The organism is Aeromonas media (assembly GCF_000819985.1).
Classification (GTDB): Bacteria; Pseudomonadota; Gammaproteobacteria; order Enterobacterales; family Aeromonadaceae; genus Aeromonas; species Aeromonas media.
Window position 1 is genome coordinate 12175 of sequence record NZ_CDBZ01000219.1, and the last position, 14769, is coordinate 26943.

Below are 14769 nucleotides of genomic sequence, written 5' to 3' on the forward strand. Positions count from 1 at the left end.
GCTCGCATTGCCGCCGAGGCAGAGGCTGCGGAAGTTGCTCGTGTTGCCGCCGAGGCAGAGGCTGCCGAAGCCGCCCGTGTTGCCGCCGAGGCAGAGGCTGTGGAAGCTGCTCGTGTTGCCGCCGAGGCAGAAGCTGCCGAAGCCGCCCGTGTTGCCGCCGAGGCAGAAGCTGCCGAAGCCGCCCGCATTGCCGCCGAGGCACAGGCCGCGGAAGCCGCTCGTGTTGCCGCCGAGGCACAGGCTGCCGAGGAAGCCCGTATCGCCAAAGAGGCCCAGAGAGCGGAAGATTTACGCCTGGTCGCCGAGATGGAGGCAGATGCCGCCGCGCTGGCAGCCCTGCCCCTGGCCGCCAAGGTGGACGACGATACTCAGGACAAGCCGCAGCGGGAGGGCTTCTTCGCCCGCCTCAAGCGCAGTCTGGTGCGTACCCGGGAGAATATCGGCTCCGGTTTCTTCGGCCTGTTCCGTGGCAAGAAGATCGACGACGAGCTGTTTGAAGAGCTGGAGACCCAGCTGCTGACCGCCGATCTCGGCGTGGATACCACCAGCCGTATCATCGAAGGGCTGGTGCAGCACGCGGATCGTAAGCAGCTCAAGGATGCCGAGGCGCTCTACGGCCTGCTCAAGCAGGACATGGGCGAAATGCTGGCCAAGGTCGAGCAGCCACTGGTGATTGACACCAGCAAGAAGCCCTACGTGATCCTGATGGTCGGCGTGAACGGCGTTGGCAAGACCACCACCATCGGCAAGCTGGCCAAGCAGTTCCAGGCCGACGGTAAGAGCGTCATGCTGGCGGCGGGGGATACCTTCCGTGCCGCCGCGGTCGAGCAGCTGCAGGTGTGGGGTCAGCGCAACAACATTCCGGTGATCGCCCAGCACACAGGTGCCGACTCCGCCTCCGTCATCTATGACGCCATCGAGGCTGCCCGCTCCCGAGGTGCCGACGTGCTGATCGCCGATACCGCTGGCCGCCTGCAGAACAAGAGCAACCTGATGGAAGAGCTCAAGAAGGTGGTGCGGGTGATGAAGAAGCTGGATGAGGAAGCGCCTCACGAGATCATGCTGACCCTGGATGCGGGCACCGGCCAGAATGCCCTGAGCCAAGCCAAGCTGTTCAGCGAGGCGGTGGGCTTGAACGGCATCACCCTCACCAAACTGGACGGGACCGCCAAGGGCGGCGTCATCTTCGCGGTGGCCGACAAGTTCCAGATCCCGATCCGCTACATCGGGGTGGGCGAGGGGATCGACGATCTGCGTCCCTTCGTCGCCAACGACTTTATCGAGGCACTCTTCAGCCGCGATGAATGAGTCCGGCCGCGATGAGTAAGTGTTCCATACCCCGACTCAGGTCGGGGTTTGTCAATATCAGGAAACTGCTATGATCCGTTTTGACAAGGTCAGCAAGGTATACAGCGGTGGCCATCAGGCGCTGCAGAAAGTCAGCTTCCACCTGCGCAAGGGGGAAATGGCCTTCCTGACCGGCCACTCGGGGGCGGGCAAGAGTACCCTCCTCAAGCTCATCAGCGTGATGGAGCGGCCGACCGATGGGCGCGTCTTCTTCCATGGCGATGACGTCAGTCATATCCAGCGCAGCCAGATCCCCTATGTGCGTCGCCAGATCGGCATGATCTTCCAGGATCACCGGCTGCTGATGGACAGAACCGTGTTCGACAACGTGGCCCTGCCCCTGGTGATCGATGGCTATAGCCATGCTGACATCAACAAGCGAGTGGCGGCGGCGCTGGACAAGGTCGGCCTGCTCGGCAAGGAGCGCTACCAGCCACGCATGCTCTCCGGTGGTGAGCAGCAGCGGGTCGGCATCGCTCGCGCCATCGTCAACAAGCCCCCCCTGCTGCTGGCGGATGAACCAACCGGCAACCTGGATCCTCAGCTCTCCATGGACATCATGCGGCTGTTCGAGGAGTTCAACCGCTTCGGGGTCTCGGTGCTGATTGCCACCCACGATCTGGGGCTGATCGCCCGCATGCGCTATCGCACCCTGACCCTGAAGGCAGGGCGCATGTATTCCCAAGAGCAGGAGGAGAGCTGATGGCTATCGTTCGTCATAAACAGCCGCCGCTGCGCCGTCTGATGATGTACGGTGTGGACCACGTGCGTCAGGCCTTTGCCAGCCTGGGAGAGCTGTGGCGCAATCCGCTCGCTTCCTTGATGACGCTGGCGGTGCTCGGTGTCAGTCTGGCGCTGCCCTCCTGCTTTCACGTGCTGCTGAAGAACGCCGAAGTGGTGGAAGGGAGCTGGCAGACCAGCTCCCAGATCTCCCTCTATCTGCGCAAGGATCTGCCGGAGCAGAGCATCCTCGACATGAAGCAGCGGATCCTGCTCTATCCCGAGGTGGAATCCGTCACCTATATGAACCGGGACGAGGCGCTCAAGGAGTTCCGCGAGATCTCCGGTTTCGGCGATGCCCTCGATTACCTCGACAGCAACCCGCTGCCGCCGGTGCTGAGCGTCATCCCGGATCCGCGCTGGCAGAATCCGGAAGGGGCCGCCGAGCTGCTCGCCAAGCTGGAGAACGAACCCGGCATCGAGCAGGGCAAGCTGGATCTGCAGTGGCTGACCCGGCTGCAGGGGATCATGAACCTGTTGCGCCACACCATCACCGGCATAGCGGTGCTGCTGCTTTCTGCCGTGCTGCTGATCGTCGGCAACACCCTCAGGCTCAATATTCTCAACCAGCGTTCCGAGATCGAAGTGCTCAAGCTGGTGGGGGCGACCGACGCCTTCATTCACCGTCCCTTCCTCTACACCGGCATCTGGTTCGGGGTCATCGGCGGCATGCTGGCCTGGTGGCTGACCGAGGTGATGGTGATCTGGAGCGAGGGGGTGGTGAAGGAGCTGGCGGGGCTTTACAACAGCAACTTCCGGTTGGTGGGGATGGGGGCGTTCGACGGCTTCAACCTCATACTGTTGGGGGCCTTGCTGGGGTTGATCGCGTCCTGGTTCTCGGTGCACAGACACATTCGTGACATAGAACCGTCCTGATTAATTTATCAGCATTTTAAAGCGCTGGATTTTGCGAACTGGATCAAGTAAAAGAGTGGCCCGTTTCTGGCACGGGCTACTTTCTCAGAGTAATCTGAATGATGCCTGCGCCAAGGATCATATTTGGATCCTGTGAACCTTTTGATTTATAAACAGTCTATCTAGTGCAACAGAATGTATACGGGTGTGGCCCCTCTGCCTTGCTCGTCTGACTTGGCAAGCATGTGAAGGTTGCGAGCTCCGCAACAATGGACTTAGCATGCTACTTTTCAGGGGTCCTTCATTGTGACCCCTTTTTTTTGACCGTTCATTTATGATTCATCCCGTCGGCCTAAGATAGGCCGGGCTCACGCTGAGGCCGATGTTTGACTTGTGTTTGATGTGGGCCGCAGAATGACTCCCGGTCAGTAGACAGACCCTCTCAGGGTGTTAGACTGATTCGATTGAAAAGTAAGAGGTAGAACATGGGAACTTCATTGCAACGCACTATGGCTATGATTCCGCAAGGTAGTCTGGAAGGCTATATCCAGGCCGTCAACTCGATCCCCGTGCTGAGCGCGGAGGAAGAGCGTGAACTGGCGATGCGTTTGCAGCAGGGTGGCGATCTCGAGGCTGCCCGTCAGCTGGTCATGTCGCATCTGCGTTTTGTCGTTCACGTGGCCAAGAGCTACTCCGGCTATGGCCTGCCTCAGGCCGATCTGGTGCAGGAAGGCAACATTGGCCTGATGAAGGCCGTCAAGCGCTTCGACCCGAGTGTCGGGGTGCGCCTGGTTTCCTTCGCCGTGCACTGGATCAAGGCCGAGATCCACGAATATGTGCTGCGCAACTGGCGCATGGTCAAGGTGGCCACCACCAAGGCCCAGCGCAAGCTGTTCTTCAACCTGCGCAAGTCCAAGAAGCGTCTGGGCTGGCTGAACCACGAAGAGGTGCAGGCCGTTGCCGCGGATCTCGGGGTCTCTGCCGCAGACGTCACCGAGATGGAAGCGCGCATGAGCAATTACGATCAGGCCTTCGATCTGGTCGGTGACGATGAGGATGAAGGCGGCTTCGCCCCCGTCCATTATCTGGAAGACAAGTCTTCCGATCTGGCCGCGACCATAGAGAACGACAACTGGGACAGCCATGCCACCCGTCGCCTGAGTGCGGCCATGGCGACCCTGGACGAGCGCAGCCAGCACATCATCCGTGCCCGCTGGCTCGATGACGAGAGCAAGACCACCCTGCAGGAGCTGGCCGATACTTACGGCGTCTCGGCCGAGCGGGTGCGTCAGCTTGAGAAGAACGCACTCAAGAAGCTGAAGGATGCGATGGCCGCCTGAGGGCATTCGCCGAGCGGGTGTGTCAGCTTGAGAAGAACGCACTCAAGAAGCTGAAAGACGCCATGGATGCCTGAGGGCATTCTCTTGTAGAAAACAGGGCCTGATGGCCCTGTTTTTGTTTCGCGGGGATCTGGTCGGCCTTGCCTTGGTTACCCTTGTGTATGGTATGTTGCCGCCACTGCCACAGTTAGGGAGAGCAGAAGTGAAACTGTTGAACGACCTGTTTACCAACAACCGCGAGTGGGCGGAACGGATCAAGGCCGAAGATCCCGAGTTCTTCGCTACCCTATCCGCCCAGCAGGCGCCCGAGTACCTCTGGATCGGCTGTTCCGACAGCCGGGTTCCCGCCAACCAGCTGATGGGGCTGCTACCGGGGGATGTCTTCGTCCACCGCAACGTCGCCAATCTGGTGGTGCACACCGATTTCAACTGCCTTTCCGTGCTGCAATACGCGGTGGAGGTGCTCAAGGTGAAACACATCATCGTCTGCGGCCACTACGGTTGCGGCGGCGTCAAGGCGGCGATGCAGAACCAGGAGCTGGGCCTCATCGACAACTGGCTGCGCAACATCAAGGATGTCTATTTCAAGTACGGCGAAGAGCTCGAAGCCATCGAGGATGAGCACGAGCGCTTCGACTACCTGTGCGAGCTGAACGTGGCCGAGCAGGTAGCCAACGTCTGCCATACCACCATCATCCAGAATGCCTGGCGCAAGGGGCAGGAGCTGGCGGTGCACGGCTGGATCTACGGCATCAAGGACGGTCTGCTGCACGATCTCGATCTCTGCATCAGCGGCCCTGATCAGATCCCGGACGTCTACCGCGCCTGGCCGGACATGCGTCCGCCTCACCGTCGTCGCTGAGGAATCCATTGGTGGCACCCGCCCTCTATCTGCAGATCAAACAGCACATCCTGGACGGGATCCGCGAACGTCACTATCAGGCGGGCGACAGGATCCCGACCGAGGCCGCCCTGTGCGAGCAGTTTGCCGTGAGCCGGATGACGGTCAACAAGGCGCTGCGTGAACTGGTGGCCGAGGGCTGGCTCAATCGCACCGCCGGATCCGGCAGCTTCGTGGCCGACAGGCGCGCCGAGTCGCCGCTGCTGGCCATTCGCAACATCGCCGACGAGATCGCCGAACGGGGCAGCCAGTACAGCGCCCGGGTGATCCGCCTGCAGCGTCAGGCTGCCGACGAGAAGGTGGCGGTGCGACTGGGTTTGCGGGTCGGGGCGCCCACCTTTCACAGCCTGATCGTCCATCAGGCCGATGGGGAGCCGCTGCAACTGGAGGAGCGTTTCGTCGATGCCGAGCGTCTGCCCGGCTATGGCGAGCAGGACTTCACCCAGCAGACGCCGAACAGCTATCTGATGGAAATCTGCCCGCTCTCCGAGATGGAGCACGTGGTGGAGGCGGTGCTGCCGAGCGCCGGCGAGGCGGGCTTGCTGCAGGTGAGGGTCGATACCCCCTGCCTGCTGCTGCATCGCCGCACCTGGTCGGATGGCTTTCTGGTCTCTTATGCCCGCCTGCTCTCGCCAGGTTCCCGCTACAAGTTGAGCTCCAAGACCCGACTGACTTAATTGTATATACATATCTTGTTTTGAAAGCCCACCCCTTGGTGGGCTTTTTTGTGCTTAAACTCTAATGAAACCGCTGTTATCAAGATGTGAACTTGATCCTTTCTTTCTCGTCAGAGATCGGCTATAAATTATTGTATATACATTTAGAGGTCGGTATGAACAAGGAACTGTTGAACTGCGAGCGGGTCTGGCTCAACGTGACACCCGCCACCCTGCGCCCCGATCTGGCGGACTACGGTCTGCTGGAACCCCATGCCCTCGGCGTGCATGAAGGCAGGATCCACGCCCTGGTCCCCATGCAGGATCTCAAGGGGCCCTATCCCGCCCACTGGCGCGACATGAAGGACAGGCTGGTGACCCCTGGCCTCATCGATTGCCACACCCACCTCATCTTTGCCGGCAGCCGGGCTGAAGAGTTCGAGCTGCGCCAGAAGGGGGTCCCCTATGCGGAGATCGCCCGCAAGGGGGGTGGCATTCTCTCCACTGTGCGGGCCACCCGCGCGGCCAGCGAGGATCTGCTCTATGAGCTGGCGGTGCCGAGGATCAAGTCCCTGATCCGGGAAGGGGTCACTACCGTGGAGATCAAGTCCGGCTATGGCCTCACCCTGGCGGACGAGCTCAAGATGCTGCGGGTCGCCCGCCGACTGGGGGAGGCGCTGCCCATCCGGGTCAAGACCACCCTGCTGGCCGCCCATGCGGTGCCGCCGGAGTACCGCGACGATCCCGACTCCTGGGTCGAGACCATCTGCCAGGAGATCATCCCGGCAGCGGCCGAGGCGGGTCTGGCGGATGCGGTGGATGTCTTCTGCGAGCACATCGGCTTCTCTCTGGCCCAGACTGAGCAGGTCTATCTGGCGGCGGATCAATACAATCTCGCGGTGAAGGGGCACATGGAGCAGCTCTCCAACCTGGGTGGGAGCACCCTGGCCGCCAACTTCGGCGCCCTCTCGGTGGATCACCTGGAGTTTCTGGATCAGGACGGGATCCAGGCACTGGCCCACCGTGGCGTGGTCGCCACCCTGCTGCCTACCGCCTTCTATTTCCTGAAGGAGACCAAGCTGCCGCCGGTCGCCGCCCTGCGCAAGGCGGGCGTGCCCATGGCGGTCTCCTCCGACATCAACCCGGGCACGGCCCCCATCGTCTCCCTGCGCATGGCCATGAACATGGCCTGCACCCTGTTCGGCCTGACGCCGGTTGAGGCCATGGCCGGGGTGACCCGCCACGCCGCCCGGGCGCTCGGGGAGCAGGAGCGTCTGGGGCAGTTGAGGGTGGGTATGCTGGCCGATTTTCTGATCTGGAATTGCGCCCACCCCTCCGAGATCAGCTACCTGATCGGGGTCGATCAGCTGGTCAGCCGGGTCCTCAACGGGGAGGAGACGCTCCATGGATAAGTTCAACATGACCGACATGTCGGTCTGGCAGGGGCGCCAGGATCCGGAAGATGGTGAACTGGCCCTGCGCTGGCACAACAAGGTGCAACCCTGGCAAGCCGACAGCGAGCCCGGCGTGGTGCTGCTCGGTTTTGCCTGTGACGAAGGGGTGCGCCGCAACAAGGGGCGGGTCGGTGCCGCCGCCGCGCCGCTGGCGGTACGCAAGCTGCTGGCCAACACCGCCTGGCATCTGGGCCGACCCGTCCATGACGGCGGCGACGTGCGCTGCGAGGACGGCGATCTCGATGCCGCCCACGACCGTCTGGCGGAGCGGGTTGCCCGTGCGCTGGATCTGGGCCACTTCCCGCTGGTGCTGGGGGGCGGCCATGAGGTGGCTTTCGGCAGCTGGAGCGGTCTCAATCTCCATCTGGGTGGCAAGGGCCAGGTCGGCATCATCAACTTCGATGCCCACTTCGATCTGCGCATGAAACAGGAGCTGGCAAGCTCGGGCACCCCCTTCTTCCAGATCGCCGAGCAGTGCGCCGCCCAAGGCACGCCCTTTACCTACGCCTGCCTCGGGGTGGCGGAGACCGCCAATACCCAAGCGCTGTTTGCCCGCGCAAATGAACTGGGGGTCTGGTACGTGCTGGACGAGGAGATGACTCCGGCTGACCTGCCCGAGCTTCTGAACGGGCTGGATGCCTTTATCGCCCGTTGCGACCACCTCTACCTCACCATCGATCTCGACGTGCTGCCGGCGGCGGTGATGCCGGGGGTGAGCGCCCCCGCCGCCCGCGGCGTCGAGCTGGCGGTCATCGAGCCCCTGATCGCCCATATCCGGGCCAGCGGCAAGCTCAGGCTTGCCGATCTGGCCGAGTACAACCCGAGTCTGGATCTGGACAACCACAGCGCCCGTGTGGCCGCCCGGCTGGTCCATCAACTAACCAAGTAGCCAGCCGACTCGCCAGGGGGCACTGTGCCCCCGCATGGCGGCTGCATTGATAAACAAGGAGTGTCTATGTCTGTGCAACACCAGGATCCCCGTCACGACCCGAGCCGGGTCATTCGCGCCCCCCGTGGCACCGAGTTGACCGCCAAGAGCTGGTTGACCGAAGCGCCCCTGCGGATGCTGATGAACAACCTGGATCCGGAAGTGGCCGAGCATCCCCAGTCTCTGGTGGTCTATGGCGGCATCGGCCGCGCCGCCCGCAACTGGGCCTGCTACGACAAGATCGTCGAGGTGCTGACCCGTCTAGAGGACGACCAGACCCTGCTGGTGCAATCCGGCAAGCCGGTCGGGGTGTTCCAGACCCACAAGGATGCGCCCCGGGTGCTGATTGCCAACTCCAACCTGGTGCCCCACTGGGCCAACTGGGAGCACTTCAACGAACTCGATAAGAAGGGCCTGATGATGTACGGCCAGATGACCGCCGGCTCCTGGATCTACATCGGCACCCAGGGGATAGTGCAGGGCACCTACGAGACCTTCTTCGCGGTGGCGAACCAGCACTTCAACGGCTCGCCTGCGGGGCGCTGGATCCTCACCGGGGGCCTGGGTGGCATGGGCGGTGCCCAGCCCCTGGCCGCCACCATGGCCGGCTTCTCCATGATCGCCGTGGAGTGCGACGAGACTCGCATCGATTTTCGCTTGAAGACCCGCTACGTCGACAAGAAGGCTCATAGCCTGGATGAGGCGCTGGCCATGGTCGAGGAAGCCAAACAGAGCGGCACCGCCGTCTCCGTCGGCCTGCTCGGCAACGCCGCCGACGTCTTCGCCGAGCTGGTGGCCCGTGGCATCACCCCGGACGTGGTGACCGACCAGACCTCGGCCCACGACCCGATCCACGGCTACCTGCCGCAAGGATGGAGCGTCGCCCAGTGGCGCGAGCTGCAAAAATCTGCGCCCCAGGAGGTGAATCAGGCGGCTCGTCACTCCATGGCGCGCCAGGTGGAAGCCATGCTGACCCTGCAAGCCCGCGGCGCGGCCACACTGGATTACGGCAACAACATCCGCCAGATGGCGCTGGAAGAGGGGGTGAAAAACGCCTTCGACTTCCCCGGCTTCGTACCGGCCTATATCCGCCCGCTGTTCTGCGAGGGCATTGGCCCCTTCCGCTGGGTGGCCCTGTCCGGGGATCCGGAAGATATCTACAAGACTGACCAGAAGGTGAAGGAGCTGATCCCGGACGATCCTCATCTGCACAACTGGCTCGACATGGCCCGTGAGCGCATCGCCTTCCAGGGCCTGCCGGCACGGATCTGCTGGGTCGGGGTCAAGGATAGAGTGCGCCTCGGTCTCGCCTTCAACGAGATGGTGAAGAATGGCGAGCTGAAAGCCCCCGTGGTGATCGGCCGCGACCACCTGGACTCCGGCTCGGTGGCGAGCCCGAACCGCGAGACCGAATCCATGATGGACGGCTCCGACGCCGTCTCCGACTGGCCGTTGCTCAATGCCCTGCTCAACACCGCGGGCGGCGCGACCTGGGTCTCCCTGCACCACGGTGGTGGGGTCGGCATGGGCTTCTCCCAGCACTCCGGCGTGGTCATTGTCTGTGACGGCACCGATGACGCCGCCAAGCGGGTCGGCCGCGTGCTGCGCAACGACCCGGCCACCGGGGTGATGCGTCACGCCGATGCCGGCTACGAGATTGCCATCAACTGTGCCCATGAGGCGAAACTGGATCTGCCGATGCTGAACACAGCTGGCAAGGGAGCGAAATAAGATGTTCGAACTCAATCTGCAACCGGGCAAGCTCTGTCTCGCCACCCTGCGCCGCGTCAGCCGCGAGCCTGTGCATGTCAGCCTGGATCCGGCCGCCCTGGCGGGGATCCACGCTTCCGCGGCCGTGGTCACCAAGGTGATAGAGCAAAACCGCGTGGTCTACGGCATCAACACCGGCTTTGGCCTGCTGGCCAACACCCGCATCCCGGTGGAGCAGCTGGACGAGCTGCAACGCTCCATCGTGCTCTCCCATGCCGCAGGGATTGGCGAGTACATGGATGACGCTACCGTGCGGCTGATGATGGTGCTCAAGGTCAACTCCCTGGCCCGCGGCTTCTCCGGCATCCGCTTGACGGTGCTCGAGGCCCTGATGCGCCTCATCAACACCGAAGTCTATCCCGTGGTGCCGAAGAAGGGCTCCGTCGGCGCCTCCGGTGACCTGGCCCCCTTGGCCCATATGAGCTGCCTGTTGATCGGGGAGGGCAAGGCCCGCCACAAGGGTGAGCTGATCGACGCCGCCACGGCGCTCAAGATTGCCGGGCTCGAGCCCATCGCCCTGGCGCCGAAAGAGGGGCTGGCCCTGCTCAACGGCACCCAGGCCAGCACGGCGTTCGCGCTGGAAGGCTTGTTCCATGCCGAGGATCTGTTCGCCGGCGCCATCACTATCGGTGCCATGAGCGTGGAAGCGGCGCTGGGCAGCCGCCGGCCGTTCGATGCCCGCATCCACGAGGTGCGCGGCCAGCGCGGCCAGATCGACGCCGCCGCCTGCTATCGCCACCTGCTGGTGGATGGCAGCGAGATCGGCATGTCCCACCACAACTGCGAGAAGGTGCAGGATCCCTATTCCCTGCGTTGCCAGCCCCAGGTGATGGGAGCCTGTCTGGCACAAATCTGCCACGCCGCCGAGGTGCTGGTGTGCGAGGCCAATGCGGTCTCCGACAACCCCCTGGTGTTTGCCGAGGACGAGGAGATCCTCTCCGGCGGCAACTTCCACGCAGAACCCGTGGCCTTCGCCGCCGACAACCTGGCCCTGGCCATCGCCGAAATTGGCTCGCTCTCCGAACGACGCATGGCGCTGCTGATCGACTCACGCATGTCCGGCCTGCCGGCCTTCCTGGTCAACAATGGTGGCGTCAACTCCGGCTTCATGATTGCCCAGGTCACCTCGGCGGCGCTGGCCTCCGAGAACAAGACCCTGGCCCACCCGGCCTCGGTGGACAGCCTGCCCACCTCCGCCAACCAGGAGGATCACGTCTCCATGGCCACCTTCGCCGGTCGCCGTCTGGCAGACATGGCGGAGAATACCCGCGGCATACTGGCGGTCGAGCTGCTCGCCGCCGCCCAGGGCCTGGACTTCCGCGCGCCCCTGCGCAGCACCGAGCTTATCGAGCTGGCCAAGTGGCGACTGCGTGAAGAGGTCAGCTTCTACGACAAGGACAGATACTTCTCGCCGGACATCGAGGCCGCCGCCGCCCTGCTGGGCGCCGCCAGCTACAACGATCTGATCCCGGCTGGGGTGCTGCCCAGCCTCTAAGGGGTCAGCCCGCACATAACAAAAGACCGCCCGATGGGCGGTCTTGTCGTTTCTGGCGCCGGTGATTCGTGTTTGAACATCAGGAACAGGTAGACCACGAACAGCACCCGCTGAGCGCTGGCGCCGGTTATTTGTGCTCGAACATCAGGAACAGATAGACCACGAACAGCACCGGGGTGAGTGCTGGCGCCGGTTATTCGTGTTCGAACATCAGGAACAGATAAACGACAAACAACACCAGATGGGTGGCGCCGTGCAGCGCATGGGTGCGGCCGCTGCTGAAGGTCACCTTGCACACCATCAGGGTGGTGATGAGCAGCACCATGTTGGCAGCGTCGAGACCGAGGCGCACCTCCTGCCCGAGCAGGGCGCCGATGAACAGCACCGAGGGGACCGTCAGGGCGATGGTGGCCAGCACGGACCCGAAGTAGAGGTTCATGGCGCGCTGCAACTGGTTGTTGAAGGCCGCCTTGATGGCGCCGACCGCCTCCGGCGCAAGCACGATACAGGCCACGATGAAACCGCCCAGCGCGGCCGGGGCCTCCATCACATGCACCCCGTAGTTGATGGGGATGGCCAGGGTCTTGGCCAGCAGGATCACCACCACCAGGTAGGCGAGCAGCAGCAGGGTGTGGTAGACGTTGCTGCGCAGTATGCCGTGATGATCCTCGTGATCCTCGTGGTCGCTGTCGACGAAGAAGTGGCTGTGACTGCGGGTCTGGATCAGCAGGAAGACGCCGTAGAGCAGCACCGAGATGATGATCAGCATCCAGGACATGGCGCTGGACATGCTGCCGAGGGTGCCGCCCCGGGTGAAGTTCGGCAGCACCAGGCAGAGCAGGGCCAGGGGAATGATGGCGACCAGGTAGGATTTTACCCCGTCCAGATTGAAGTTCTGGGTGTGATAGCGCCAGCCGCCAAACAGCAGGGTGAAGCCCACTAGGCCGTTGGTCACCAGCATCACCACCGCGAACATGGTGTCGCGGGCCATGGTGGGATTGGGCTCGCCGGTCAGCATCACGGAGGAGATCATCACCACTTCCAGGGAGATGACCGAGAGGGTCAGGATCAGGGTACCGAAAGGTTCACCCAGCTTGATGGCCAGGGCGTCGGAGTGACGTACGACGGAGAAGATGGCCCAGGTGACGATGGCGAGCAGGGCCAGTGACACCGGCAGGTAGACCGCAAGAGGGGTTGCTTCCGTCAGCAGGTCGCTGCCCAGGGTCTTGAAGAAGAGCAGGGTCAGCAGGCCAACGGGCAGGGCAATCTCTTGCCGGATAAATGACTTCATAGGCAGTGGTTCTCATCTCGGGGCGGCCGTAGCCGACGGGTAGGGAGACAACAGGCCGCGCCACAGGGGCGCGCCAGCCCATGATAAAGGGAGTTGTCCCGTCAGAGGAGAATCATTTTGTTGCAAGGAATGAGGGTCTCCTGGCGGGAACCCTCGTGTTTCGTGCTCATTGCCCGCCGGGCTGGCTCTGCCGCCATGCCAGCAGCCAGATCTTCAGCTTGTGGAGTGCCATGGGTCTGGCATAGACATAGCCCTGGATCAGGTGGACACCACGGCGGTGCAGGTAGTCGACCTGCTCCTGGGTCTCGACCCCTTCGGCGATCATCTCCATATCGGATTCATGGCCGAAGGCGATGATGGCGTCCAGCAGGGTGCGTTTGAGATCGTCGGTGCCTATGGTGTCGACGAACATCTTGTCGATCTTGATCTGGCGGATGCCGAGGCGCTGCAGGTAGGCGAAACCGCCATAACCGGTGCCAAAGTCATCCAGCTTGAAGTGATACCCCTTCTCCTGCAGCAGCGCTATCTCCCCCATGGCTGCCTTGATATCGGTGATCGGCTTGCGCTCGGTCAGCTCGAAGGTGAGTCTGGCCGGGGAGGGCCAGCCGTGGCGTTGCAACAGAGGGCGTAGATGGGGTTGTTCCAGGTGGGCGGCCACTATGTTGACGCTGACCCACTGCGTCGGCTCCAGCCAGGGCAGATCTGCGATGACCCGCTCCAGCAATTGTTCCGTCATGGGCAGGATCAATCCCTGTGTTTCCGCATAGTCGATGAAGGTGCCTGGCGGTACCAGCTCCCGGCCCCGCTGCCAGCGCAGCAACGCCTCGAAACCGACCACCTTTCTGCTGCGACTGTCCACTATGGGTTGATAGAAGGGGATGAACTCTCGCCGGACCAGGCCTGCCTGCAGTAGTCCCTTGAGGGAGCGGCGATAGTTGCGCAGCACCCAATAGGCGGCGACCAGCAGGAGTCCCAGTGCACCGCCATACAAGAGGCCATAGTGGCGGGCCTGTTGCTTCGCATACTCCTCCAGTGCCTTGCCCGCCCACAGGGTCTGCCTGATCTGGGGATCCGCATCGAAGAAGCTCAGACTCTGGTTGCCGGGCTCCTGCTTGATGGATTTGTCGCCACGGGGGAAGAGAGCGGTGACCTTGCCCGGGCTCTGCTGGCCAAACTCGAGGTAGAAGCAGCCCGAGCAGGGGGATTGCAGCTGATCGTGGCCCCAGCTGTTGTTCAGCACCCAATAGGCAACGTGATCTCCCTGTCTGAAATAGGCGACCAGCTCCTGCTCGGTGTTGAAGCGGGCCTGGGTGGCCGTGAGGCCAAACTGCTCCTGTTCGGGATAGGGGGGCAGCTCGGCCAGGGTGAAGGGCAGATCCAGCCCCAGGCTGGAACAGCCACGGCTGGAGGCGAGCAGGATCCCCTGCAGCCGGATATGACTGTTGTAGAAGCGGGGATCCCGCAGCAGAGCCATGTCTGCGGGACCGCAATCGAAGGCGAACCTGGACAGCTGGGTGCGGATATTGTCATCCAGCGTCTTGTGGCGTTCCGTCAGCGCGGCCTCTATCTGCTCCTTCTTCTGCTGCAACAGCTGGTGGGCCAGGGGATTGCCCAGCAACTGGCTGAGAGGAAGGCTCGCCAGCACCGGCAGGCAGAGCAGCAGCAGACTGATCCAGAAGGGAGACGATCGTCGCAAGGGATACCTGCCCGGTGGGCGCATGGGATGCAAATGGATGGCAACATCATAGCATTAGCTGGTTCGATTTGAGTCACATCGGTCACACTTGGAACAATAATCATAATCCATTGATATACAACAAATATGACAAACTGATTGATGGAGATTCAATCGCTGACCTGTCATAAATGACAATTGTCCAGCTTATCTGAAATCGCTAGAGTAGCAGTGCGGTTTGACTCACCGTGTGTTCAATCCGACATTCCGCACCTGA

At 62.5% G+C, this 14769-nt stretch carries 12 protein-coding genes; 10 read left to right on the forward strand and 2 right to left on the reverse strand.

Annotation, left to right across the window (positions count from 1 at the left end):
• The 10 genes from ftsY to hutH form a co-directional block, all read left to right on the forward strand.
• On the forward strand, positions 1–1308 hold a 1308-nt coding region (gene ftsY / locus BN1127_RS19645; RefSeq protein WP_042650564.1), incomplete at its 5' end, for a signal recognition particle-docking protein FtsY.
• Between the two features lie 70 nt (positions 1309–1378).
• Positions 1379–2050: a cell division ATP-binding protein FtsE gene (ftsE, locus tag BN1127_RS19650; protein ID WP_005323433.1), complete on the forward strand. Its 672-nt coding sequence runs from the start codon at positions 1379–1381 to the stop codon at positions 2048–2050.
• Positions 2050–3003, forward strand: a complete 954-nt coding sequence (gene ftsX / locus BN1127_RS19655) for a permease-like cell division protein FtsX (protein WP_005323432.1) — start codon at positions 2050–2052, stop codon at positions 3001–3003. The genes ftsE and ftsX overlap by 1 nt, the downstream gene beginning before the upstream one ends.
• A gap of 464 nt (positions 3004–3467) precedes the next feature.
• Complete coding sequence (gene rpoH / locus BN1127_RS19660; RefSeq protein ID WP_042650565.1) at positions 3468–4322, forward strand: RNA polymerase sigma factor RpoH; 855 nt, start codon at positions 3468–3470, stop codon at positions 4320–4322.
• Between the two features lie 202 nt (positions 4323–4524).
• Positions 4525–5184: a carbonate dehydratase gene (gene can / locus BN1127_RS19665; protein WP_041206790.1), complete on the forward strand. Its 660-nt coding sequence runs from the start codon at positions 4525–4527 to the stop codon at positions 5182–5184.
• Positions 5185–5195: 11 nt separating this feature from the next.
• On the forward strand, positions 5196–5900 hold the full coding sequence (hutC, locus tag BN1127_RS19670) for a histidine utilization repressor (protein WP_042650572.1): 705 nt from the start codon (positions 5196–5198) through the stop codon (positions 5898–5900).
• 155 nt (positions 5901–6055) lie between these two features.
• Positions 6056–7291, forward strand: coding sequence for an imidazolonepropionase (gene hutI / locus BN1127_RS19675; protein ID WP_042650566.1), 1236 nt, complete (start codon positions 6056–6058; stop codon positions 7289–7291).
• Positions 7284–8222, forward strand: coding sequence for a formimidoylglutamase (gene hutG / locus BN1127_RS19680; protein ID WP_042650567.1), 939 nt, complete (start codon positions 7284–7286; stop codon positions 8220–8222). The genes hutI and hutG overlap by 8 nt, the downstream gene beginning before the upstream one ends.
• 66 nt (positions 8223–8288) lie before the next feature.
• Positions 8289–9992, forward strand: a complete 1704-nt coding sequence (hutU, locus tag BN1127_RS19685) for a urocanate hydratase (protein WP_042650568.1) — start codon at positions 8289–8291, stop codon at positions 9990–9992.
• A 1-nt stretch (position 9993) separates the two neighbouring features.
• Positions 9994–11526 (forward strand): histidine ammonia-lyase, encoded by a 1533-nt coding sequence (gene hutH, locus BN1127_RS19690; protein ID WP_042650569.1) that lies wholly within the window; start codon positions 9994–9996, stop codon positions 11524–11526.
• 193 nt (positions 11527–11719) lie between these two features.
• Here the strand turns inward: hutH and BN1127_RS19695 are convergent, their stop codons facing one another.
• Together BN1127_RS19695 and BN1127_RS19700 are read right to left on the reverse strand one after the other, a co-directional pair.
• Positions 11720–12817 (reverse strand): calcium:cation antiporter, encoded by a 1098-nt coding sequence (locus BN1127_RS19695; RefSeq protein ID WP_042650570.1) that lies wholly within the window; start codon positions 12815–12817, stop codon positions 11720–11722.
• Positions 12818–12983: 166 nt separating this feature from the next.
• Positions 12984–14513: an EAL domain-containing protein gene (locus BN1127_RS19700; protein ID WP_171268563.1), complete on the reverse strand. Its 1530-nt coding sequence runs from the start codon at positions 14511–14513 to the stop codon at positions 12984–12986.
• Between the last annotated feature and the right edge of the window lie 256 nt (positions 14514–14769).